Source organism: Actinoplanes sp. NPDC024001, from assembly GCF_040638955.1.
Taxonomy (GTDB): domain Bacteria; phylum Actinomycetota; class Actinomycetes; order Mycobacteriales; family Micromonosporaceae; genus Actinoplanes.
This window is the reverse complement of the sequence record NZ_JBEZZB010000050.1, coordinates 1-23,438: the sequence shown is the minus strand read 5'-3', so window position 1 is coordinate 23,438 and position 23,438 is coordinate 1. Positions and strand designations below refer to the sequence as shown.

General features: G+C 72.0%; 21 protein-coding genes and 1 pseudogene. 10 read left to right on the top strand and 12 right to left on the bottom strand.

Features of this window, described 5'->3' with window-relative positions; genetic code table 11:
• Positions 1-8 precede the first annotated feature (8 nt).
• From AB0F81_RS20775 to AB0F81_RS20750, 6 genes are all read right to left on the bottom strand, one after another.
• Entirely contained in the window at positions 9-1,529 is a 1,521-nt protein-coding gene (locus AB0F81_RS20775; RefSeq protein ID WP_360199568.1) for an SPFH domain-containing protein, read from the bottom strand.
• Positions 1,530-2,063, bottom strand: coding sequence for an NfeD family protein (locus AB0F81_RS20770; protein WP_360199566.1), 534 nt, complete (start codon positions 2,061-2,063; stop codon positions 1,530-1,532).
• A 96-nt stretch (positions 2,064-2,159) separates the two neighbouring features.
• On the bottom strand, positions 2,160-2,804 hold the full coding sequence (locus AB0F81_RS20765; protein WP_360199564.1) for a hypothetical protein: 645 nt from the start codon (positions 2,802-2,804) through the stop codon (positions 2,160-2,162).
• A gap of 6 nt (positions 2,805-2,810) precedes the next feature.
• Positions 2,811-3,128, bottom strand: a complete 318-nt coding sequence (locus tag AB0F81_RS20760; protein ID WP_360199562.1) for a PDGLE domain-containing protein — start codon at positions 3,126-3,128, stop codon at positions 2,811-2,813.
• A complete protein-coding gene (locus AB0F81_RS20755; protein WP_360199560.1) occupies positions 3,125-3,817 on the bottom strand; it encodes an energy-coupling factor ABC transporter permease in 693 nt (230 codons plus the stop codon). The genes AB0F81_RS20760 and AB0F81_RS20755 overlap by 4 nt, the downstream gene beginning before the upstream one ends.
• A 194-nt stretch (positions 3,818-4,011) precedes the next feature.
• The gene (locus tag AB0F81_RS20750) at positions 4,012-4,644 is read right to left on the bottom strand and encodes a hypothetical protein (protein ID WP_360199558.1); all 633 of its coding nucleotides are present in this window, start codon (positions 4,642-4,644) and stop codon (positions 4,012-4,014) included.
• Positions 4,645-4,984: 340 nt separating this feature from the next.
• Between AB0F81_RS20750 and AB0F81_RS20745 the strand changes: the two genes are divergently transcribed.
• From AB0F81_RS20745 to AB0F81_RS20735, 3 genes are all read left to right on the top strand, one after another.
• Entirely contained in the window at positions 4,985-6,265 is a 1,281-nt protein-coding gene (locus AB0F81_RS20745) for an oligosaccharide flippase family protein (protein WP_360199556.1), read from the top strand.
• Positions 6,266-6,326: 61 nt separating this feature from the next.
• Entirely contained in the window at positions 6,327-7,445 is a 1,119-nt protein-coding gene (locus AB0F81_RS20740) for a glycosyltransferase family 4 protein (protein ID WP_360199554.1), read from the top strand.
• Positions 7,442-8,239: a glycosyltransferase gene (locus AB0F81_RS20735; RefSeq protein WP_360199552.1), complete on the top strand. Its 798-nt coding sequence runs from the start codon at positions 7,442-7,444 to the stop codon at positions 8,237-8,239. The genes AB0F81_RS20740 and AB0F81_RS20735 overlap by 4 nt, the downstream gene beginning before the upstream one ends.
• 13 nt (positions 8,240-8,252) lie before the next feature.
• On the opposite strand, the gene AB0F81_RS20730 is transcribed toward AB0F81_RS20735, so the two are convergent.
• Positions 8,253-9,941, bottom strand: coding sequence for a DUF4012 domain-containing protein (locus tag AB0F81_RS20730; protein ID WP_360199550.1), 1,689 nt, complete (start codon positions 9,939-9,941; stop codon positions 8,253-8,255).
• A 287-nt stretch (positions 9,942-10,228) separates the two neighbouring features.
• On the opposite strand from AB0F81_RS20730, the gene AB0F81_RS20725 reads away from it, so the two are divergent.
• The 4 genes from AB0F81_RS20725 (at position 10,229) to AB0F81_RS20710 (ending at position 14,526) form a co-directional block, all read left to right on the top strand.
• A complete protein-coding gene (locus AB0F81_RS20725; protein WP_360199548.1) occupies positions 10,229-11,023 on the top strand; it encodes a glycosyltransferase in 795 nt (264 codons plus the stop codon).
• Positions 11,020-12,492 (top strand): O-antigen polysaccharide polymerase Wzy, encoded by a 1,473-nt coding sequence (wzy, locus tag AB0F81_RS20720; protein ID WP_360199546.1) that lies wholly within the window; start codon positions 11,020-11,022, stop codon positions 12,490-12,492. The genes AB0F81_RS20725 and wzy overlap by 4 nt, the downstream gene beginning before the upstream one ends.
• Before the next feature lie 5 nt (positions 12,493-12,497).
• The gene (locus AB0F81_RS20715; RefSeq protein WP_360199544.1) at positions 12,498-13,445 is read left to right on the top strand and encodes an FkbM family methyltransferase; all 948 of its coding nucleotides are present in this window, start codon (positions 12,498-12,500) and stop codon (positions 13,443-13,445) included.
• Between the two features lie 85 nt (positions 13,446-13,530).
• Positions 13,531-14,526 carry a glycosyltransferase family 4 protein gene (locus AB0F81_RS20710; protein WP_360199542.1) on the top strand — a complete coding sequence of 332 codons (996 nt, stop codon included), beginning with the start codon at positions 13,531-13,533 and terminating at the stop codon, positions 14,524-14,526.
• Positions 14,527-14,560: 34 nt separating this feature from the next.
• On the opposite strand, the gene AB0F81_RS20705 is transcribed toward AB0F81_RS20710, so the two are convergent.
• Entirely contained in the window at positions 14,561-15,673 is a 1,113-nt protein-coding gene (locus AB0F81_RS20705) for a glycosyltransferase (protein ID WP_360199540.1), read from the bottom strand.
• A 249-nt stretch (positions 15,674-15,922) separates the two neighbouring features.
• Here AB0F81_RS20705 and AB0F81_RS20700 point away from each other — a divergent pair, with 249 nt between their 5' ends.
• The gene (locus AB0F81_RS20700) at positions 15,923-16,525 is read left to right on the top strand and encodes a low molecular weight phosphatase family protein (protein WP_360199538.1); all 603 of its coding nucleotides are present in this window, start codon (positions 15,923-15,925) and stop codon (positions 16,523-16,525) included.
• Here AB0F81_RS20700 and AB0F81_RS20695 read toward each other — a convergent pair.
• Positions 16,467-17,891: a polysaccharide biosynthesis tyrosine autokinase gene (locus AB0F81_RS20695; RefSeq protein WP_360199536.1), complete on the bottom strand. Its 1,425-nt coding sequence runs from the start codon at positions 17,889-17,891 to the stop codon at positions 16,467-16,469. The genes AB0F81_RS20700 and AB0F81_RS20695 overlap by 59 nt on opposite strands.
• Before the next feature lie 136 nt (positions 17,892-18,027).
• Between AB0F81_RS20695 and AB0F81_RS20690 the strand changes: the two genes are divergently transcribed.
• Positions 18,028-19,881 carry a nucleoside-diphosphate sugar epimerase/dehydratase gene (locus AB0F81_RS20690; protein WP_360199534.1) on the top strand — a complete coding sequence of 618 codons (1,854 nt, stop codon included), beginning with the start codon at positions 18,028-18,030 and terminating at the stop codon, positions 19,879-19,881.
• On the opposite strand, the gene AB0F81_RS20685 is transcribed toward AB0F81_RS20690, so the two are convergent.
• Genes AB0F81_RS20685 through AB0F81_RS20675 form a run of 3 tightly spaced genes read right to left on the bottom strand, consistent with a single transcriptional unit; the run spans position 19,793 to position 22,878 of the window.
• Positions 19,793-21,058: a glycosyltransferase family 4 protein gene (locus tag AB0F81_RS20685; RefSeq protein ID WP_360199532.1), complete on the bottom strand. Its 1,266-nt coding sequence runs from the start codon at positions 21,056-21,058 to the stop codon at positions 19,793-19,795. The genes AB0F81_RS20690 and AB0F81_RS20685 overlap by 89 nt on opposite strands.
• 45 nt (positions 21,059-21,103) lie before the next feature.
• On the bottom strand, positions 21,104-21,742 hold the full coding sequence (locus tag AB0F81_RS20680; protein ID WP_360199530.1) for a sugar transferase: 639 nt from the start codon (positions 21,740-21,742) through the stop codon (positions 21,104-21,106).
• Positions 21,739-22,878, bottom strand: a complete 1,140-nt coding sequence (locus AB0F81_RS20675) for an aminotransferase class I/II-fold pyridoxal phosphate-dependent enzyme (protein ID WP_360199528.1) — start codon at positions 22,876-22,878, stop codon at positions 21,739-21,741. Before AB0F81_RS20675 ends, AB0F81_RS20680 begins: the two co-directional genes overlap by 4 nt.
• Before the next feature lie 149 nt (positions 22,879-23,027).
• Between AB0F81_RS20675 and AB0F81_RS20670 the strand changes: the two are divergent.
• A pseudogene (locus AB0F81_RS20670) lies at positions 23,028-23,438 on the top strand (serine/threonine protein kinase); the annotation flags it as partial.

Below are 23,438 nucleotides of genomic sequence, written 5' to 3'. Positions count from 1 at the left end.
GGTTGCGGTTACTCGCGCTCGGCCTCGAGGGTGCGGCCGTTCGCGTCGGCGTTGCCGGCACGCAGCCCGGCGGAGCCGAGCTTGGCGAGCAGGGTGGTCAGGTCGACCCCGGTCAGGTCGCTGCCGAGCTGCAGGCCCTGGGCCACGTTGTTGGCGACCGACTTGGTCAGCGAGGACGCGCCGTCGGTGGAGATGACGGTCATCTTGTCGATCGCGCCCATCGGGGCGGCGGCCGCCTCGACGACCTGCGGGAGCACCTTCACCAGCAGGTCGAGGACGGCGGCTTCACCGTACGCCGAGAAAGCGTCCGCCTTCTTGGCCATCGCCTCGGCCTCGGCCTGGCCGCGGGCGAGGATGGCCGCGGCCTCGGCCGCGCCCTCGCGCTCGATCGCCTCGGCGATCGCGGTCCGCCGGCGCTGCTCGGCCTCACCCTCCTTGGCGCCCTCGATCGCGTGCGCCTCGGCGAGCGCAGCCCGGCGGGCCCGCTCACCCTCACCGGTGAGCCGCGCCTGCTCGGCGGAGGCCTGCGCGGCCGCGATGGTGGCCTGCCGCTGCGCGTCGGCGCCGATGACGGACGCGTTGCGGGCCGCCTCGGCCTCCTGCTCCACCTTGTACCGCGCGGCGTCGGCCGGCTTGCGCACCTCGGTGTCGAGCTGGCGCTGCTTGAGCTCGGCGTTCTGCTCGGCGACCTTCTGCTGCTCGGCGAGGATCTTCTGGTCCCGCTCGGCCTGGGCGAGCGGGCCGGCCGCCGCCGACTGCGCCTTCGCCGCGTCGATCTCGGCCTGGATGGCGGCCTGCTTCAGCGCCAGGTTCCGGTTCGCCTCGGCGATCGCCTCCTCGGCGAGCAGGCGCTCCTGCTCGGCGGCCTGCCGGGCGCGGGCCTCGGCGATGGCCGCGTCCTTGAGCACGCGGGCGGCCTCCGGCCGGCCCAGGTCCTGCAGGTAGGAGCCCTCGGCGAGGATGTCCTGCAGCTGGAACGTGTCGAGCACCAGACCCTGGTTGGTCATCGAGTGCTCGGCCTCCTCGGCGACCGCGCTGGCGAACGCCGCCCGGTCCCGGATGATCTCCTCGACGGTGAGCCGGCCGACGATCGAACGCAGCGCGCCGGCGAGCACCTCACGGGTGAAGTCCTCGATCTCGGCCTGCTGGTGCAGGAACCGCTGGGCGGCCGCCCGGATGGCGTCCTCGGTGCCGCCGACCTTGACGATCGCGACGCCGTGCAGCTCGGCCCGGATGCCCTGCTTGGAGACGGCGCCCTTGATGCTGACGTCGATGCGGCGGCTGGACAGGTCGAGCGACTGGAGCCGCTGCACGACCGGCATGACGAACACCGAGGCGCCCATCACGACCTTCTGCCCGGACAGGTCGGTGCTGCTGGTGCCGTCAGCCGACTGGGTCACCCGGCCCTTGCGGCCGGTGATGATAAAGGCCTCGTTCGGCCCGGCCACCTTGATCCGGGAGAGCACGAAGAGCACGAGAAGGATGACCAGCAGCAGCGCGCCGCCGATCGCGAACAGCAATGGTGACATTTATGCCCTTCCGGGGGTTGGCGTCGCCTCGACGACGACGGAGGTGTCCGTGGGTGCTTCCACCACGAAGATCGGGGTGCCGGCCGGCAGCGCCTGGTCGGCCCGGGCGTTGAGCTTGACCGGCTGGCCGCCGAGCCGGATGCGCACCTCGCCGTAGCCGGTGCCGGCGGGCACGGCGGTGACGACCACGCCGAGGGTGCCGATCAGGTGCTGCCGGGTGGGGGTGGCGTCGGTGCGCATGTTGCGGGCGGCGCGCGACAGGCGCAGCGCCAGCCAGGCGGCGACCAGGGCGGCCACCGCGCCGACGGCCGCGGACAACACGATCAAAGCCGGGGTACGGGCGTCGAGCAGCTCCGCGGTGATGGCGCCGGCGAAGCCCAGCGCGCCGAGGAAACCGGCGATCGCCTCGAGGGAGACCAGCCCGTCCGCGCTGATGTCGCCGAAGTGCAGCAGCTCGCCGCCGAGCAGGGCAACCGCGAGCAGCGCGATCCCCACGCCGCCGATCACCAGGAACACCACGGTCGCCGCCGTCACCCGCGCATCCTCCCCCGCTCGCCCCGGTCATCGACCGGCCGCCACAGGGTATGACCCGCCCGCTACCCGCACCAGCGCCGAGTGGCGGATCTTGCATCACCGATGCGGGCGGGCGAGGTGCAGCAACTCCACGGCGAGCAGGGCCCTGCGGACGGCCCGGTCGAAGACCGCCGGGCCGGCGAAGAGCCCGTCGCGCGGCTCGATCGTGAACAGCTCGCCGCCGCGCACCGTCCACAGCGGGATCCGCCCGTCGAGGAAGGCCTCGCGCACCTCGGGGTCGGTCTGCCGGGGCCAGTCACCGACGAACCGGTACGGCAGCCGCAACCCCATCTCCGGCGCCTCCCCCGGCAGGCCGACCACGACGAAGACACCGCGCCCGGCACGGGCCAGGACCGCCCCGGCGAGCGCGCCGCCCGACCAGCGGATCTCCCCCACCGTGACCGGCAGGCCGGCCACCTCCCGGGTCCAGGCGCGCGGCACCCGGATGTCACCCTGACGGCGCAGCCCGTCCCACGGCCAGACCCGGCCGGCGGGGGTCCACCCGGCCGCCCAGGCCCGGACCCTTCGCCGCACCACTTCCCGGTGCGCGAGCAGGCCGGCGACGATCAGCAGCAGCGCGACGGCGAGCACCAGCAAGGCCCAGCCGGGGTACGAGTCGGCGGCCGCCCGCCAGGCGAAGATCAGCACACCGGCGACCGCCACGCCTGACGTCGCCCTGACCGGTGCCCGCTTGAAGACCATCGCCGATCATTGTCGCGCCCGCCGGCCAGTCGCCAGCCGCACCAGGCCGCTGCCGACGGCGAAGGTGACCAGCACGCCGACGACGCCGGAGAGCCCGGCCACGCCGTAGTCCGCGAACGGGCTGCCGGCCAGCTCATGCCCGGTCTCGCCGAGCGCCATGCAGACGCCGCCGGTGATCTCCCCGCTGCCGTCCAGCGTGCAGCCGGCGCGCGCGGCGTGGTCCAGGCCGTCCGGGCTGGCCGACGCGAAGTTGCTGACCACCCCGGCGAGCAGGAGCGCCACCAGCAGGCCGGCGCCGAGGAACCAGCCGAGCCGCCGGGTCATGCCGCCGCTCCGATCGTGGGCGCGGGCGCGGACCGGCGCAGCGCGTGCACGAGGTCGGGCCGTACCCGCGCGACGGTGGCCACGGTGACCGCGGCGATCAGGCCCTCACCGATCCCGATCAGCAGGTGGGTGCCCGCCATCAGGGTCGCCACCTCGGCGAACGGCAGCGCGGTGGTGCCGCCCAGGGCGTACTGCAGCACGAACCCCTCGGCGGCCGCGACCACACTGACGACCGACGCGATGAAGGCGGCGAGGCCGAGCCCGGCGGGCGTGCGCGGCAGCACCCGCAGCAGGGCGGCCGCCACCAGGAAGCCGGCGCCGGTGGCGACGACCGCCATGTTGACCACGTTCAGGCCGATCGCGGTCAGGCCGCCGTCGGCGAACAGCAGCGCCTGCACGACCAGCACGGTCGCCACGCACAGCGCGCCCAGCCAGGGGCCGACCAGGATCGCCGCGAGGGCCCCGCCGAGCAGGTGCCCGGAGATGCCCGCGGCGATCGGGAAGTTGAGCATCTGGGCGGCGAAGATGAACGCCGCCACCAGGCCCGCCATCGGGGCGAGCCGGTCCTCGAGGCCGGCGCGGGCCCGCCGGGCGCAGACCGCCAGCGCGGCCACCGCGACGACGATGAACAGGGCCGACACCGGCCCGTCGACGATCCCGTTGGCGATGTGCATCGCCTGCGTTTCCATGGCGTCCCTCCCGGACTCGGCCGGGCGGGCGCCCGGTCTCCCCGGTGATTCGCGCCCGGACGCCCACCGGATGCCGCCACGCACCGTGGTGATTCCCGGCGCCGTCCGCGCCCGCGATCACCACGCTCAGGCCGGGCAAGCGAAACGGCCGGCCCTCCCGAGGAGAGCCGGCCGTCCGAGACGGTGCTGAAGGGTCACACGTCGGTGCGCCGCCGCGACCGGACCAGCCACAGCATCGCGGTGCCGACCAGCACGGCGCCGACGCCGCTGGAGACCACGAGCAGCAGCGAGGTGCCCGACGGGCCGGTCGTCGGCAGGGCCTCGTCGGAGTCCCCGTCCTCGGAGTCGTCCGAGTCGCCGGAGTCGCCGCCGCCCGAGCCGCCGTCGTCGCCGTCACCGGAGTCGCCGTCACCGACCACCTCGACCACGGTGGTGACCGTGACGCCGGAGGTGAGACCGGTCGCCACCAGCGTGGCGTTGCCGACCTCGGTCAGCGGCACCTCGACGCTGAAGCGGCCGTTCTCGTCCGCGGTGGTGGTGATGGTGACCCGCTGCGGGAGCGCGGCGGCCGCCAGCACGAGCCCGTCCGAGCGCCGCTCCCGCTCGCCGAAGAACGCGGCGTTGTTGTCCGAGCCGTCGTAGCCCACCTCGATCGAGATCCGTTCGAAGGGCAGGAAGCCCTCACCGGAGAACGTCACGGTGCCGCCCGGCTGGACGGTGCCGTCGGACACACCGGAGTCCGGCGGCTCCACCGGGTAGGGCTCCGCATGGGCGGCCACGGGCGCCGCCAGCACCATGGCGGCGACGAGGACGAACAACCTCAACATTCGACGGAAATACATAGAACCCTCGCAACCATGGCATAGGCACATGAAAGTAATTTCTCGGCTGAGGCGAATCTATCGAGTTCGCGGACATCCGTCCCCCGAATGGATCATTCGATATCCACGAACCGATCCGGCGCCGCCGGCTCACCCGCGCCCCGGAGCGCCCCCTCCACACGCGCGCTCCGTTGATGCGATTTGTCGGCGTTTACCGTTATCAGATCTTATAGCCTTATATCTTCTCCGAGGGCGGTTCGCGGCACAGACGGGAGGGGACCATGCGCTTGACGATCGCGGCAGCACGGCGAAGCAGGCGCTCCGGCCGGCCCTCAGTGACCGTGCGGTGATCCCGGCGCTCCTCGATCGAGCCCGGCTCTCGACGCTGGTCGGCAAGGACAGCCTGGGCCGCGCCTCGATGCTCAGCGCGCTGGGATCCGGCGCCGGGCGCGCCGCCGGCCTCATCGCCGGCCTGGGCGCCGCCGCCGTGCTGGGTTCCGCCGAGTTCGGCGTTTTCACCTATCTGACGGCCACTGCCGCGCTCATCAGCATGCTCGGCGTTCTCGGTTTCGGCCCGCTCGTCACCAGGGCCGTGGCGGCCGGACCGGACACGCTCGAGGTGCGCCAGATCGCCGCGGCGGTCCTGCTGGTGACGACCGCGCTACTGGCGGTGGCCGGGTGTGCGGTGGCCGCCGTCGCGAGTGTCACCCCGATCGGCATGCTGCACGGCTCCGGCCTGGTCGCCGCTCTGCTGTGGGCACTGGGCCTCGGGACGTCCACCGTCGTCACCGCCGTCCTGACCGGTCATCGCAGGTTCACCGTCGTAACGGTCCTCACCGTGGTGCGCGCCGTCGCCTCCGGGTCCGCCGTCTACGCCGCATCGGTGACCACCGCCGACGCCGCGGTCGCGGCACTGGCAGCGGGTACGGCCGAGACGTTGCTTGCCGCGGTGGGAGTCCTGGTCCTCATCCAGCGCCGGTACCTGGCCACCTTTCCGGCCCGGCTCCTGTGCTCGCGGGTCACCGGCCTGATCACACCCGCGGTGTCCGCGGGCATCGCCGGGCTGGCCATCTACGGCGTCGGCTGGCTGGTACAGATCACCCTGCTGCTGCGGCCGGACGGGCTCGCCGAGAACGGCGCGTTCGGGCTGGCCTGCCGGCTGAGCCTGATCGGCAGCTTCCTGCCGTCCACACTGGCCGGCGCCGCGGTGCCGTACCTCGGCAGGCAGTCCCCGCCCGCCGCCCGCGCCCTGGCGCGCCGCATCGTCCGCTTCGGCCTGGGTACCGCGACGCTGGTTTCGCTCACGCTCGCGGCCGCCTCACCGATGCTGAACGAGGCCTTCGGGCCGAGCTATGCCGGATATGCCGCCACCACCGCGCTGATGGCCTGCGCGAGCCTGACCGTCTCCGCGAATGCCCTGCTCAGCAGCGTGGCGGTCGGCCTCGGCCGCCTCCGCCACTGGATCGTCAGCGACCTGGTGCTCGCGGCGGTGATGGCGGCGGCCGCCCTGGTTCTGGTCCCGGCCCTCGGCGCGTCCGGCGCCGCCGCCAGTCACTTGATCTCGTACGCGGTGTCCGCCGCGTACCTGGCCGTGCGCCTGCGGTCCAGGGCGGAGTCGCAGCCATGAGCCGCAAGCGCGGAATCGGCCACCACGTCGCCGGCGACCACGACACGAAGGAGCAGCCCCGGTGCGGATCACTCACATAGGCACGTCGGACGTGCCGGTTCTCCACCGTTACGGCGGTGCGCTGGGACGCCGGATCATCGAGATGGCGCGCCTGCAGGCAGCGGCCGGCCATGAGGTCCGCGTCCTCACCCCGGCCGTGCGGGACGGTGTCGAGGTGGTGGACGGCGTCGAGGTGCACAGCATGCGCCTGCGCAGCCGCCGCCCGGCCCGTGACTTCGAGTTCCTGGCCCGCGCCCGGCGCTGGGCGCACGGCCGGCGGGCGGGCGGGGTGCTGCACGCGCATGGCGCGCCGATGGCGGCAACCGCGCTGCGCAAGCAATTCGCCGCGGCGGTGCACTCGGTGGACTACTTCGCCTATCGCGGCACCCATCTGCGCTGGGCCCATCGGTGCTACGAGTCGCGGCTGCTCGCCTTCGACCTGCACATGGCCGCGTCGGCGTACTGCGCCGCCGAGTTCAAACGGTTCTACCCCCGGGCCGCGGCCCGCACCCGCGTTCTCTACAACGGAGTGAACCGGCAACAGTTCCGTCCCGATCCCGGCGCGGCCGAGCACGCCCGTCAGGCGCTCGGCCTGCCCCCGGGTCCGCTGGTCGTCTATCTCGGCCGGGTGTGCCTGCAGAAAGGCTCGGACCTGCTGGTCCCGCTGGCCCGCCACCTGCGCGAGGCCGCGCCGGACGCGGTCGTGGTCGCGGCCGGGCCGCCGGAGCGATTCACCCGCCGGGAGCCGTCGGCGCTGATGACCCAGCTGTCCGATCAGGGCGTCCGGTGCCTCGGCGCGGTGGACGAGTCGTTGCTGCCCGGCCTGCTCGGTGCGGCCGCGGTCAGCGTGCTGCCGACCCGTCAGGCCGAGATGTTCGGTATGGCCGCCCTGGAGGCTCTCGCCTGCGGCGCGCCCGTCGTGGCCGCCGACCTCGGCGGCATCCCGGAGGCGGTGGGGCCCGGCGCCCTGCTGTTCCCGCCGGGCGACGCGGCCGCGTTCACCCGCCAGGTCACCCGGTTGCTCAGCGAGCCGGACCTCGCCCAGCGCCTTGCCCTGGCGGCGAAACAGCACGTGGCGACGCTGGACTGGGCAGCGATCGTCGACCGCAGCATGGACCACTACCGCGAGGCGTTGCGATGACTCCCGAGATCACCGTCCTGATCCCCACCCTGCCGGACGCGGCCTGGCTCGGCCAGGCGACGGAGAGTCTGCTGGCGCAGAGCTATCCGGCCTGGAACCTGATCGTCGTCCTGGACGGCGACTGCGACCACAACCGCGCCGTGCTCGAACGCCAGGAACTGCGCGGCCGGGTGAAGATCAAAGTGCTGCCCGCCCGCTCCGGCGTCGTCAAAGCCCTCAACGCCGGCCTGGCCGAAGCCTCCACCGACCTGGTCGCCCGCCTCGACGCCGACGACGTCTGCGAACCCGAACGATTCGAAACCCAGATCCAAGCCCTCACCGAACGACCGGACCTGCTGCTGATCGGCTCCGGCGCAACCGTCATCGACCAGCACGGCCGAACCATCGGCGCCAAACCCGCACCCGTCGGCCCGGACCGGATCCGGCGACGCCTGGCCTGGCACAACATCATCGTGCACTCCTCGGTCATCTACCGGCGGCAGGCCGTCCTCGACGTCGGCGGCTACCACCCCGCCTGCCGCATCGGACAGGACTACCAACTCTGGCTGCGACTCGCCAAGATCGGCCCACTCGACAACATCGCCGCCCCACTCGTGCGCTACCGCGTCCACGACGGCCAGCTCAGCCGCCCTCTGGTCGATCCGGCCGAAACGGCTGCGATCCGTGCCGCGCGCCGCCGCCTGAGCACCGTGCCGCTGCTGGGACCGGCATACGCCGACCTGCGCCACCTCACCTGGCTCTCCTACCAGCACCTGCAGGACCGGCGACGGCGAACGGCACTCGCCGCCGCGTGACGCCGGCAGGTGCCTATCGGGTTCTCGGACAGCCGCTCCCGGACCGGATCTTCAGGTCCCAGGGAGTCAGGCCGGGCGTCGTCCACAACCGGGGCGTGACGGTCTCGCCGTACCCGCCGGCGGGCACCCCGGTGAGCATCGTGACGTCGAGCGTGCGCCGCGTACCGGGCTTGAGGTCGACGGTGACGATGCCGACCGCGCGCCGCCGGTCCCGGCCGGCGCCGAACGGCTGCCGTGCGCCGTCCAGGCGCATCCCGGCGATCGCTCCGCCGGTCGGGCTGTAGACCGACACATTGGTACGGATGGTGTACGGGTCCCCGGCCAGGCCCATCCCGAGCACGTTCGCCGACAGGCCCGACTTCGGCGCGGTGGACCCGAGCACGACCCTCAGGGTGATCTCCCGGCGGCCGTCCGTGCGGCACACCGGCTGCACGGCGACCTCAGCGGCGTGGGTCAGGTAGTAGCCGAGCTTCGCGCCGCTCCCGTCGTTCAGGAACACCCCCACGGTCGGATCGGCACCGTCGCTGGCAGGCATCACCCCGGCCAGCGCGGTGCCCGCCACCAGCTGGTTCTCCACGGCACGCGTGCTCCACATCAGCATCCGGCGCTCCTGGGCCGCCTGGACCAGCGCACCCATCAGGGCAGCCGGATCGACCGGCCGCTCGAGAAGCGCCCGGAAGGTGGCCCTGGCCGCCGCGGTGAAGTACCGGTCCTGCCGTTCCAGGGAGACGTCGGAGGCATAGATCCGCGACAACAGGACCGGCACCGCGCTGTCGCCGGTCAGCGGCTCGCCGCCAGGGACCGGCACCGGTCCCAGCGCACGCAGCACGTATGACAGGGCCACCGGGTCGGTGGAGAACACGCCGTCGACTGCATTGCCGGAGCGCCGCCGGTACATCTCCCGGGCCAGCGCCGCGGTGGTCGGGAAGTCCGGCGTCACGTTGACGTTGGCGGGGAACCGGCCGAGCTTGTCGGTGTAGAGCGCCCGATCGGCAGCACGCAACGGCAGCACCGGCTTCTTGAACGACCGCAGGTCCGAGGCGGCCATCCCCTGATCGACGATCGCGACCCGGCCGCGATCCGCCCTGATCACGACGTAGGCGCCCGGCATCCCGCCGGTGGCCCGCACCTCGGCGAGATTCTGGAAGAGGACGAGATAGTTCCGTGGCCCCGCGCTGCCCAGCATCGGCGGGAGAAGGGTGGCGGCACGCGCCGCGATCGAAGTCGTCTCGGATGCCCGGCGCAGATCCTGCTGCAGCCCGGTCACCGCGGACCGAACCTGCGCGACCAGGCCCTCGACCCGGATCGCGCCGACCCGGTCACGCACCCGGCGCACGACCGCGTCCGCGGCGGACAACCGGGCGGCGGACAGCTGGATCGGCGCCAGATCGAACCGGCCGTTCCGGGGCGCCAGGGTGGAGAGGTCCACCCGGCTCGCGGTCTCGATCAAGGGCGTCACCCCGTTGCGGGACAGGTCGTCCAGTGCGTCAGCGACGCTCTGCACGGCCAGCAGATCGTCGCCGATCGCCGGCGCGTGAGTTCCCAGGCGCCACGCCGGGTCCGCGACGTCCGCGCGCGCGGCACGCGTCTCGGCCCGCAGCAGGTCGAGGGTCTCCATCGCCATCGGATCCCGGGCTCGCACCTGGTCCCGCAACCGGCTGACCAGGTCAGCGGCCTGCTGAAGATGATCACGCGCGCTCACCGCGCGGACCCCCACCCAGGCCGTGGACCCCACGGCCAGGGCCAGGAGCACAAAGCACAGCAAGACGGTACGCGCGAGGAGCCGCCTCCGGCGGGGGCGCCGATGGCGAGCCTGCGGATCCTCGTCCGCCGACGCATCAGCCAGCTTCGTCATGCGCCCATTTTGTCACCGTTTCTCCAATAGAAAGGCTTATACGCGTATATCGTACGCCTATCGACAGGGGCGGCAGATCCAGGAGGAACCGTGCGCGCGGCGACTGCAGCGTTGGGGCTCGTGGAGCGACACCGATGACCGGGGACATCACTGTCCTGATCCCGGCCACTCCCGCCGCGGCCTGGCTCGATCAGGCGATCGAGAGTCTGCTCGTGCAGAGCTATCCGGCCTGGAACCTGATCGTCGTCCTGGACGGCGACTGCGACCACAACCGCGCCGTGCTCGAACGCCAGGAACTGCGCGGCCGGGTGAAGATCAAAGTGCTGCCCGCCCGCTCCGGCGTCGTCAAAGCCCTCAACGCCGGCCTGGCCGAAGCCTCCACCGACCTGGTCGCCCGCCTCGACGCCGACGACGTCTGCGAACCCGAACGATTCGAAACCCAGATCCAAGCCCTCACCGAACGACCGGACCTGCTGCTGATCGGCTCCGGCGCAACCGTCATCGACCAGCACGGCCGAACCATCGGCGCCAAACCCGCACCCGTCGGCCCGGACCGGATCCGGCGACGCCTGGCCTGGCACAACATCATCGTGCACTCCTCGGTCATCTACCGGCGGCAGGCCGTCCTCGACGTCGGCGGCTACCACCCCGCCTGCCGCATCGGACAGGACTACCAACTCTGGCTGCGACTCGCCAAGATCGGCCCACTCGACAACATCGCCGCCCCACTCGTGCGCTACCGCGTCCACGACGGCCAGCACAGCCGCCCCCTCGTCGACCCCACAGTGACGGCTCCGATCCGTGCCGCGCGCCGCCGCCTGAGCACCGTCCCCCTGCTGGGACCGGCATACGCCGACCTGCGCCACCTCACCTGGCTCTCCTACCAGCACCTGCAGGACCGGCGACGGCGAACGGCACTCGCCGCGTGACGCGGCTGCTACGAGTGCGTACCGGCCGCGCTCTCCACCTGGCACTGGGAACGACCGCCGCGCTGGCGGCGATCGTCATCCTGCGGACGGCGATCCTTCAACTGCCCCTCTCCGGGGTGGGGACGGTCGCGGCCCTCGTCACGTTCGCCGGTCTGACGGTCCTCGCCGTTCTGGCCCCGCGCCGCCTGTTGTCCGCCGGGTTCGTCTACGGCCTGATGCTCTGCCTCTTCCACCTGAGCATTCCGATCCTGCGCACGTTCGGCGCCGCCATGCCGGTGCGGTACTCGGCCTACATCAACAGCTGGTTCGAACTGAGCTACGCGACCGAGGCGGTCTACCTCTCCCTGCTCAGCTTCACGGCGCTGACCACCGCCTTCGCCTGGGTTCAGGTGTTCCGCCAGCGCACCGCCGAACCCGGCGACGAGCCGGCCCCTCCGGTGGCGCCGCACGGATTCGCGTGGACCGGCGCCGGGCTGGTCATCGCGGGCGTGGCCGGCTACCTGGGTGTGCTGGGGTTGCACGCGCCCGAGTTGCTGGCCGGCGGCACCTACCGGCGGTACCTCGACACGGTGGGTGGTTCCGCGGCGATCGCGGGCTGCACCCTGCTGGTCGCCATCGGCCTCTGCGTCGCCTCGGCGAGCGGGCGGAGCCGCGCACGGGCCGTCGCCTGGCAGGCGTTCGGGCTGTTCGCGCTGATCACCATGTCGTTCGGGAGCCGTACCGCGGCCATGTTCGCGGCGGTCGCCGGGGCCGTCGTGGTGGCGGCAACCGCCAGGCGTGTGCCGCGGACCAGGATCGCTGTCGGCATCATCCTGGGCGCCCTGCTCTCGATCACCGTCGTGCAGCAGGTCCGCGATACCGGAGTCTCCTCGACAACGGTGACCAGCGTGAGCATCAACCCGGTCGGATCCCTCGCGGAGACGGGGGGCACCGTCCGCACCGTGGCCGAGGTGGTGAAATGGCGGCGCACCTATCAGGAGCCGCCGTACAAGGGGATCACGTATGCGGCCCCCGTGCTCCGTCTGTGGGAACGGCTCACCGGCCAGCCGCGACCGGAGGGATTCGAGGATCGCCGCTACGCGGGAGTGCTGCTCAACCAGCGCGTACCCGAGTACCAGCTGGGCTTCTCGCCGGTCGCGGAGGCTTTCCTGAACTTCGGCACGATCGGCGTCCTGTTGATCTTCGCGGCCTTCGGGGTGCTGCTGGGCGTCTTCGACGCGCGCCGGCTCGGCCATCTCGGCGCGGCACGGCTCGGTGTGTGCATGTACGTCCTCGCCTACACCGTCCGCAACGCGTCCAACTTCGTCCCGATCACGCTCGCGGCCGGCTTCCTGATCATCTGGCTGGCGAACCGCCTGGTGGCCCGGCCCGCCGCGTCAGGATCCGAACCCACTGACGGGCGTCCCGGTAGCGCGAAGTCCTTTGTGCGCAAACATGAGCTAAAGCCCGACTTGTCCCGCGTAGCGTGATGCACATGTGGAAATCGTTGTCGCAAGGGTTGGGAGCCGTCGTCCTGCACACCGGCTCCGGACCGCTGACCGTGGCGCTGAGGAAGGTGTTCCGGTTCCGGCGGCGCTGGATCACGACGCCGCAGGGCCGCTTCCTCGTGGATCCGTTCTCGTACTTCGGGTTCCACCTCGTGCGCAACGGCATCTACGAGCCGGACCTGCTCCGGTTCCTGGAGACCCATCTCGAGCCCGGTGACGTGGTCGTCGACGCCGGGGCTCACGAGGGCTACTTCGGGACGGTCGCCGCCCAGATCGTCGGGCCCACCGGCCGGGTCGTCGCCATCGAGCCGCAGAGCCGGGTGCGCCCCATCCTGCAACGCAACATCGAGGCCAACGGCCTCACCAACGTCACGGTCGCGCCCTGTGCCGTCTCCGACGTGCAGGGCACGGCGCAGATGCATCTGGACATGGGCTGGAACACCGGCGGCACCAGCATCATCAAACAGTCCCGATTCCGGCTGCCGACCGAGCTGGTCGCCACTCGCCGCCTGGTCGACATCCTCGACGAGGCCGGGGTGGACCAGGTGGCGCTGATCAAGTCGGACATCGAGGGCTTCGAGTACGAGATGATCCTCGGTTCCCCGGAGCTGTTCCGGGACCGCCGGGTACGAACGCTGGCGTTGGAGCTGCACGGGAACCACCTCCGGGCCCGGGGCAGGAACCCCGACGACATCAACGACTTCCTGCTCGACTGCGGCTACGTGCTGGACCGCGCCGAGTCGAGCAACCTCGGCAGCCACTACGCGACGATGATCTATGTGCTGCCGCCGAGCACCGGCTCCGATCAGCGGATCACGGCCGCGACGTGTGCGGGCGCGGACACTGCCCGCCCCCGGCTCGCACGCCACTCGTCCCGCGCCGGCCGAACGGCGGCCGGCGCCGCATCACCGATCGAGGAGGAGACATCCCGATGAGGATCATGCCGCACCGGCTCGGCAGCGGGCCGGCACTCGAATCACCACGGGCGGCGCGCCTGCGGTCCCACGACGAGGCCGGGTCATGAAGGTGATGGTCGCCGGCGGCGTGTTCCGGCACTCCGCCGAGGAACTCGCCCGCCGGCAGGCGGCTCCGGAGATCGTGCTGGCTGAGGGCCTGCGCAGCCGGGGGGTCGAGGTGTACACCTCACCGCTCGAGGACTGGCCCCGGATCGCGGTGAGCCGCGGCTGCGACGTCGTGCACGTTCATCACCTGTCGAAGGCAGCGCTGGCGGTGGCCCTCTCGCCGCGGTCGAAGCCCTTCGTCTTCACCGAGCATGCGACCGGCCGCTCCCGGTTCCGCACCCGCCGGGTGGCGCAACGCACCGTGCTGTCCCGCGCCTCCGCCGTCGTCTGCCTGAGCGAGGCGGAGGCCAGCGAGAAGCAGGCGGCATACCGGCTGCCCACGTCCAAGGTGAACGTCATCCGCAACGGCATCGCCCCGCCGCCCGGGACCGGCCAGCCGCCGGTCCGGGAGACCGACGGCCGCATGGTGCTGCTCTACGTGGGCCAGCTGACGCCCTGGAAGCAGGTGCACCGTGCCATCGAGGCGCTGGCCAGCCTTCCGGACCGCTTCGTTCTGCGCCTGGTCTACCACAACGACGAGGCCCTGGAGGATCTGCGCGCCCGGACCCGGGCGCTCGGCGTCACGGACCGGGTGACCTTCGTCGGGCAGCTGGCCGGCGCTGCCCTGGCCGAGGAGTACCGCCGGGCGCACCTGTTGCTGCTGCCGTCGGGATCCACCGAGGCCCTGCCCAGCGTGGTCACCGAGGCGCTGCTGCAGGGGCTGCCGGTGGTGGCGAGCGCGATCGGCGGCGTGCCCGAGCAGATCGCCGACGCCGGGATCCTGGTGAGCCCGGATGCCGGCGAGAGCCTGATCCCGGCGATCACCGCGGTGGCCGAGGACTACCACACCTACGCCCAGCGGGCGCTGGCGCGCGGCGCGGCGGTGGCCGAGGAGTACACGGTGGACCGCATGATCTCCCAGCACCTGGCGCTGTACGAGAGCCTGAGCAGGTGAGACGGTCCGGCGCTGCCCACGCGGCAGCGCCGGATCACGCGTGGGCGGTGCCCACGCCGGCCGGATGCCCGAGCTCTTCCAGAATGTGTGCCGTGTGGAAGTCCACGACGGTCTGACGAGCCCAGGCTTCCGAGATCGAGGAGAGCATCGTCGTCGAGGGCGCCCGCAGCCGTTCCACCAGGGCCGCCGCCACCTCGTCCGGCTGACCGGGAGTCAGCGAGATGCCCACGCCGGCCTGCTCCGCCACGGCCCGGCTTCCACGGTTGGCGACCGCCACCACGCGCGTTCCCAGCACCAGGGCCTCGGCCAGGGTCATCCCGAATCCCTCCCGCCGGCTCGTGGACAGCAGCACGTCCGCCTGGGCCAGCTCGCGGCCCGGCGCGTCGGTCCACGAGCCGGTCGTGATGCCGTGCTCGTCCGGCGGGTGCCAGGGCAGTTCGCCCGGCATGGTCGAGCCGACGATCCGCAGCTCCAGCCCCGGAACCTGGGCGCGAGCCGCACGCCAGGCCGCCACGGCCAGGTCGAGGTTCTTGTCGGGAGTCAGCCGGCCCAGGGCCAGCACCCGGGGCGGGCGCCCCGGCATCGCGGCCCGGCTCGCCGCGTCCGCGCGGAGCCGGTCGATGTCGATGCCGGCGCCACCGCACGGCGCCAGCTTCACCCGGCTGCGTGGCGCCAGGCGCCGGTAAGAGTCCCTGTCCTGACCGTTGACGGTGACGTAGGTGCGGGTCAGCCAGGCCGTGGCGCCCTCGACGAGACTGAACAGCCGGGCGGCCCGGCCGGGCTCCTCGAAGAACGTGCCGTGGATGACCGCGATGTGCGGCGTACCGGTGAGGCGAGCGACGACCCGGCCCAGCGCGACGGCGTACGGCGTGTGGAGGTGCATCAGGTCCGGCCGGGTGGAACGGACGACACGATGCAACTCGGCGCCGGCCCGCGCGATGGCCCGCAGGGAGCCGCGCCGGAACGCCGTCACCTCGTGGATCTCGTCGAAGCAGGCCGCCATGCCGGGCGGGACGCTGTCCCGCCCCACCACCGCGATCCGGCGGACGCCGTGTTCGGCGAGTGCGGCCGAGACCGGGGCCACGAACAGGTTCAGAGTCGCGCCGATCGCCGAGTGGAACAGGACGCAAGGACTGCGGCGAGTCATTTCCGCGGCACCGCGCCGGCCCGCCCACGCAGCGGACCACTTCTCTTGGGCATCCGTCGTCTCCTGATCCACCGGACCCGTCGCGGCCGGGTACGGCGCGGCGATGCGGGTGCGGGTCACCTCCAGTAACAAAATGGATGTTAACCACACTCGACAGTCAATTCCGAAATATCACGAGATTGTTTGGCGACCCTCGGCGATGGAGGGTTACCGCTCTCGGGCCACTACCGCGATCGGAAGGCGTACCGCATGACGGGGAACCGGTTCGACATCCTGTTTGTCTGCCACGCCAATCTGTGCCGGTCGCCGATGGCCGAGCTGCTGGTGCGGCACGCCATCGGCAACACCGGGATCCGGGTGCACAGCGCGGGGACGCACGCCCGGGAGGACCAGCCGATGCACCCGCTGACCGCCCAGGTGCTGCAGGAACGCGGCGCCGACCCGGAGGGCTTCCGCACCCGGCGGCTGACCGCCGCCCTGGTCGCCGGCGCCGGCCTGGTACTCACGGCGACCAGGCAGCAGCGGGCCGCCTGCGTGGTTCTCCAGCCCGCGGCAGTACGCCGCACGTTCACGATCACCCAGTTCGGCCGGTACGCCGAAGCTGCCGGGGCCGGCGACGGCTCGCCGCAGGAGCGTCTGCGCGACCTGATCGACCGCGTCCCCCTTCTCCGCGGCGGGCTGCCCTCGGCCCGGCCCGAGGAGGAGGATCTGGCCGACCCGGTGAATCAGCCGATCGACGCCTTCCGCCGCTGCGGCGCGGAGCTTCAGCGAGTCGCCGACGCGCTGACGACCGTCATCGCACCGATGCCGCGTGCTTCGCTGACGCCGGCTCCCCCGGGGTCTCGCAGCTGAGGAGATCGGCCAGCCCGGACCCCTTCGGCGCGTACTCGTCGTAGTAGTAATAGGCGTCCGGGCCCTTCGCGGCGACCATGTTGAGCACGCAGCCGAGCAGCCGGGCGTCCACCGAGCGCAGCGCCTTGACGGCTGTGGTGATCTGCGCGCTGGTCGTCTTGCGGGACCGCGCCAGCAGCAGGGCGCCGTCGGCCCGGGCCGCGACCACCGCGGCGTCGGTCACCGGCAGCAGCGGTGGGCAGTCCACAATGATCGTGTCGAACTGTTCCCGCAGCTCACTCAGCAGGTCGGCCATGTGCCGCGACCCGAGCATCTCGCTGGGGTTCGGCGGGAGGAACCCGCTGGGCAGCACCCAGAGGTTGACGCCGTAGCGCTGCAGGACGTCGTCGATCTCCGCCTGGCCGGCGAGCACGGTGGTCAGGCCGACCGCACCCTCCAGGCCGAGGTAGTCGGCGATCCGGGGGCGGCGCAGGTCAGCGTCCATGATGAGCACGCGCTGCCCCGCCTCGGCGAAGAGCATCGCGAGACCGCAGGCCGTCGAGGACTTGCCCTCGCCGGGCACCGCGCTCGTCACCACCATCGTGTTGACCGGCTTGTCGACGTCCACGTACTGCAGGTTGGTCCGCAGCTGCCGCAGCGCTTCGGCGCGGGCCGAGTGGCCTTTGCCGCTCACGTTCAACGGGCCCGACTTGGCATCGGTGTCGAACGGCACCCCGGCGAGAACCGGCGCCGACGCCAGGTCCTGCAGCGCCTCCGGGCTCTTGATGGTGGTGTCCAGCAGCTCCCGCAGGGCGGCGGCGCCGCATCCCGCGATGATGCCGAGCAAGCCGGCGAGCAGGAGGTTGCGCAGCGGCTTGGGGGCCACCGGCTTGTCGGTGGTCTTCGGACCGGCCGCGACCTCCACCTTCACCGCGGACAGCCGCTTGCCGGGCGGGGTCTCCAGCGACTCCACCAGCCGCTTGAAGCGGGCCGCGAGCGTCGTGGCGATGAGCTTGGACCGCGCAGGCTCGCTGTCGGTGACCGTCGCCTCCAACAGGACCGTCTCGGGAACCGCCTGCGCCGAGATCCGCTTCCGGATTTGGTCCGCGGAGAGTCCCAGTTCGGTGCTCGCCGCGACGAGCTGGGCGAGCCGGTCGCTGGTCAGCAGGGTCTGGTACGACTTCACCCGCTGCTGGGAGAAGAGGCCACCCTGGTACGCGTCCGTCACCCCGGTGTTCGGTGTGGTGATGAAGAAGGTCACCGACGTCGCGTACTGCGGAACGGTCTGCACCGTGATGATCCCGGCCACACCGAGTGCGCCCAACAAGCCGGTCAGCACCATCCACCAGTGCTTACGGGCGACTCGGATGTAGTTGCGCAGATCCACGCGGAGCCTCCTGTGACCGTGAACATCGTCACGATATCCACCCTTAGGTCACGAAGAGAGGGAATGAATATTTTGTCTGCTCCTACCCGCAAATGTTCCTATGCTCGGCGCAGTGGACGAACCGAGGAGGGGCGCAGTGGCGGAGCGGGACCGGAACCGCGCGGACACCATCCGCCCCGGCGGAGTGCTGCCCGAACTGGTCGACGGCGCGGCCTGGTCAGTCGGTCTGAGCGCGGCCGTGTTCACCCGGTACGAGTTCGCGCTGACCGCACGGCAGCTGACGGCCACACTGGTCGTCATCCTGGCCGCCTGCGTGCTGCACGCCGCGATCGGGCGCTTTCACTTCCTGCACCCCAGCCGGCATCGCTACGCCAGCTTCGAGGAGGTACGCGCCGTCTCGCTCACCGTCTGCATGACCGCCGTGCTGCTGCTCGCCGGCGACCTGCTCGTCGTCCCCCGTCCCGTGCCGGCGAGCGGTCCGGTCGTCGGCGGCCTGATCGCGCTGGTGGTCATGCTCGGCGTCCGCTGCCTCCAGCGGGCCCAGCACGAGCGCAGTGTCCGGCCCGATCCGCGAGTAGCCGTACCCGTGCTGCTCTTCGGCGCCGGAACCGCCGGCCACCTGCTGCTGCGCTCGCTGCTCTCCGATCGCCGCGGCGGCTACCTGCCGGTCGGTGTCATCGACGACGACCCGGACAAGCGCCACCTGCGGGTGCACGGGGTGCCCGTGCTCGGCCACCGGGAGAACATCCCGGCCGTGCTGGAGCAGACCGGCGCCCGCGTGGTCATCTTCTCGGTCTCCAACGCCGACGCCGCCCTGGTACGCGAGATCCGCGCGATCACCGTGGCAGCCGGCGCCGAGTTCCGCGTCGTGCCCTCGGTCAGCGAGCTGATCAGCGACGACGCCCAGGTGACCGACGTCCGCGAGGTGCAGATCACCGACCTGCTCGGACGCCGCCAGATCGACACGGACCTCGACTCGATCGCCGGCTACCTGACCGGCAAGCGGGTGCTGGTCACCGGCGCCGGCGGCTCCATCGGCTCGGAGCTGTGCCGGCAGATCTCCCGCTACGCCCCGGCCGAGCTGATGATGCTCGACCGCGACGAGTCCGCGCTGCACGCCGTGCAGCTGTCGCTGGACAAACGCGCGCTGCTCGACGACCCGTCGGTGATCCTGGCCGACCTGCGCGACGCGGCGGCCATCCGGGCGATCTTCCGGGCCCGGCGCCCGCAGGTGGTGTTCCACGCCGCGGCGCTCAAGCACCTGCCGCTGCTGGAGCGGTTCCCGGGCGAAGCGGTGAAGACCAACATCTGGGGCACGCTCACCGTGCTGGAGGCCGCGGCCGGGGTCGAGCGGTTCGTCAACATCTCCACCGACAAGGCCGCCAATCCGTGCAGCGTGCTCGGTTACTCGAAGCGGATCACGGAACGGCTCACCGCGTACACGGCGGCGGTGACCGGCGCCTCGTTCCTGAGCGTACGGTTCGGCAACGTGCTCGGCAGCCGCGGCTCGGTGCTGACCGCGTTCAGCGCCCAGATCGCCGCCGGCGGCCCGCTGGTGGTCACGCATCCGGACGTGACCCGCTACTTCATGACCATCCAGGAGGCGGTCCACCTGGTCATCCAGGCGGCGGCGATCGGCTTCGGCGGCGAGGCGCTGGTCCTGCAGATGGGCGAGCCGGTGCGCATCGCCGAGGTGGCCCGGCAGATGGCCCAGCTGGCGCCCGTACCGGTCGGCATCAACTTCTCCGGCCTGCGCCCGGGCGAGAAACTCCACGAGGAGCTGTTCGGCGCCGGCGAGATCGACCGGCGGCCGCTGCACCCGCTGATCTCGCACGTGGACGTGCCCGGGCTCGACCCGGCGGAGGTGCGCTTCCTGGACAGCCACGGCGAACCGGCCGAGATCATCGCCCAGCTCGCCGGACTGTGCGTCGCCCGGCACGGTGCGGGCGCCGAGTCCGGCGCGGTCGAGGTGCACGGCGGGCTTCGGTGAGCACCCGCTCGAAGTCCTGAAACAGCAGGTCGCGGTCGAAACGGTCGCGGCCGAGAGCGCTCGCCGCCTCCCGCGCGCCGGTCATCGCCGCGCCGTCGCGCACGAACGCCGCCACCGCGGCGGCTGCTCCCTCGGGGTCGTCCGGCGGCAGAACCAGGCCGGCGGCGTTCGCGGCGATCAGATCGGCGATCCAGCCCCCGTGGGTCACGGCGACCGGCCGCCCGGCCGCGAAGGCGTCGAAGACCTTGTTCGGCGAGTTGTTGCGCAGCTCGGGAATGTTGACGAACGCCGACACTGCCAGGTCGCAGGCGCCGAAGAAGGCCACCACCTCGGACTTGGGAACCGGCCCGAGCATGAACAGATTGCGGTCCAGCACGCCCAGCTCGGCGGCGAGGTCACGGATCTGGTCCCGCATCATGCCGTCGCCGAGGATCACGACCCGCACGTCGGGGTCCCGGTCGGCGAGCCGGGCGGCCATCCGTACGAGATAGTCGACGCCGTTGGCCCGGCCGAGAGTTCCGGCGTACAGGACCAGCGGCCGGTCCCCCAGCCACGGCGTCCTCCGGCGCACCTCCTCGCCCGCCCGGTCGGCTCCGGCGAACAGGGCCCGGTCGGAGCTGTTCGGCACGACGGTGACCGTCACGTCGGGGAAGCGGCGCTGGATGCTCTCGGCCATGCCCGGCGAGAGGGCGATCACCCGGGCCGCCCTCCGGTAGGCCCAGGCCTCGAGGCGCAGGGCGGCCCAGCGGCTCGGCGGCGAGCGGAGCGCGCCGAGCGCGATCGGCGTCTCCGGCCAGACGTCACGCACTTCCAGCACCATCGGCACCCGCCTGCGCAGCGCCGCGTACGCGCCCGGGATCGCCACCGTCAGAGGCGTGCTGGTCGCGAAGACGAGATCATGCCGCAGGCGCCCGGCCACCGCCGCCGCCCGGCGGACGAAGTCGAAGAACGACCAGAGCCGCCGACCGTAGGTCATCGAGTTGTCGTAGTTCACCGGCAGCCAGTGCACCACGATGCCGGACTCCGTGCTGATCCGCGTGCGGTCGCCGTCGGGGTGACCGGTGATCACGTGCACCTCGTGGCCATGTTCGACCAAGCGCCGGGCGAACTCGTAGGACCGCGTTCCGCCGGCCATCGCGGGTGTCTTGAAATGCTGATGTATATACGTGATGCGCATTGATCCTCCCCGTTTGCTCGCCATCGTGTGGTGGCACCGACGGCGTCACGCACCCCCCTCGTGTCTCTCGCCGAGGTGTCTCGTGCCGCGGAACTCGGGCATCGTCGGGTCGCCGGGGGCCGTGATGCCATGCCGGCGGAAGATGACCAGGGCGGTCTGCGCACAGATCCGCAGGTTCAGCGCGAGGGATCGGTGATCGACGTACCAGACGTCGAGCGCCAGCCTCTCCTCCCAGCTCAGCGCATTGCGCCCGCGGACCTGCGCGAGCCCGGTGACGCCCGGCCGCACGAGATGGCGGCGCGCCTGTTCCGGTGTGTAGAGGTCGAGGTAGCGCATGAGCAGCGGTCGTGGCCCCACCAGGCTCATCTCTCCGCGCAGGACGTTCCACAGGGTCGGCAGCTCGTCCAGGCTGGTCGCACGGAGAGCACGGCCCAGACCGGTGAGCCGGTCGCCGTCGGTGATCAGGCCGCGCTCCTCGTCCACGTCGAGCATCGTGCGGAACTTGAGCAGGGTGAACGGCCGGCCGCGCAGGCCCGGCCGCTGCTGGCGGAACAGCACAGGCCGGCCCAGCTTGACCGCGACCGTGACGGCCACGACGAGCAAAACCGGGGAGAAGACGACGAGGACCGCAGCGGCGACGCCGATGTCGATCGCCCGTTGCGCCACCTCGCCGGCACGGGTCACCGGCGGCCGCCCAGGAAGTCCCGGACGAGGCCGACGACGCGGTCGACCTCGCCGCCGGACAGCGCCGAGCCGCTGGGCAGGACGAGGCCGTTCTCGTAGAGCCGCTCGGCGGCGCCGCTCAAGGCGGCGCGGGCTCCCGCGAAGACCGGCTGCAGGTGCATGGGCTTGAAGATCGGCCGGGTCTCCACACCCCTCTCCGCCAGGTGCGCGGCCAACTCACCGGCCTTCCAGCCGGCCCGGTCCGGGTCGACCACGATGCTGGTGAGCCAGCAGTTCGTCGCCGTGGTGCCGCCCAGCAGGCGAACCCCGTCGACGCCTGCGAAAGCCGCGGTGTACCGGTCGCGCACAGCCCGGCGGCGTCCGATCATCGCGTCGAGGCGGTGCAGCTGCGCCCGGCCCAGCGCCGCCAGCAGATTGCTCAGCCGGTAGTTGTAGCCGGTCTCGGCATGCTCGTAATGCGGTACCGGCTCCCGGGCCTGCCCGGCCAGGTGCTTCGCCCGGCTCGCGAGCCCAGGGTCGGCGGTGAGCAGCATCCCGCCACCGGACGTCGTCATGATCTTGTTGCCGTTGAACGACAACGCCGCCGCCCGCCCGAACGACCCGGCCGCCCGGCCACCGTCGACCGCGCCCAGCGCCTCCGCGGCATCCTCCACGACCGGCACACCGGAGCGCTCACACAACGGCAGGATCCGCCGGTAGTCGGCGCAGAGCCCGTACAGGTCGACGGTCAGCACCGCGCGGACCGGAGCGCCCTCGCGGGCCAGCGTGGCCAGCAGGCCGGCCAGCAGGTCGGCGTCGATGTTGCCGGTGGCCGGATCGCAATCGACGAAGACCGGCGTCGCACCGGTGTAGGTGACCGCGTTCGCCGTGGCCACGAACGTGAGAGTCGGCACCACCACGACATCACCCGGGCCCGCGCCCACACCCAGCAGAGCCAGGTGCAGAGCGGCGGTCCCGGAATTGACCGCGACCGCGTGCGGCACGCCGACCCGGGCGGCGATCTCGCGCTCGAACAGGTCGATGTCCGGCCCGGCCGGCGCCACCCAGCCCGAACGGAGGGCCGCCAGGACGTACTCCTCCTCCAGGTCCCCGACATCGGGACCGGACAGCAGAACCCGGTGGCTCTCGGCGTCCACGTAGAGCCTCCTCCAGACGATCAGAATTACGATATCGACCCTTAGTACGGAAGGAGAAAGAACAGCTATTTTGCTGGCCTGGATCCACGAGTTGCCTCCGGTGTGGTTGCCGGGTATCAGCCCTGCGCACGCCTAGGGTTGAGCCCGCTATGACTGCACCGGATGCCGAAACCGAAACCCGCCCCTGCGCCCACTGCGGCCGCCCCGTCCCCCAGCGCGCCTCCGCCGGCCGCCCGTTCCGCTACTGCCGTGACAACGACGGCGAGTGCCAGCGCGCCTCGCGCAACGTGCGGATGCGGCACCGCTCCTCCCCCGGCCTGGCCGGGTCGGTGGCGCGGACCTGGGAGGTGGTGGACCGCCTGGACACCCTGGTCGGCACCCTCACCGAGGCGCTGCACTCGGAGATGTCGCCGGCCGGCGTCGAGCGCCAGGTGGCCGAGGTTCGTGCGGAGACGTCCCGGCAGGTGGCGGCGGCGCACGCGGAGCGGGACGACGCGCGCCGCGACGCGGAGCAGGCGGCGACGGCGACCGCGGCCGCCCAGCAGATCGCGGTGGCCGCG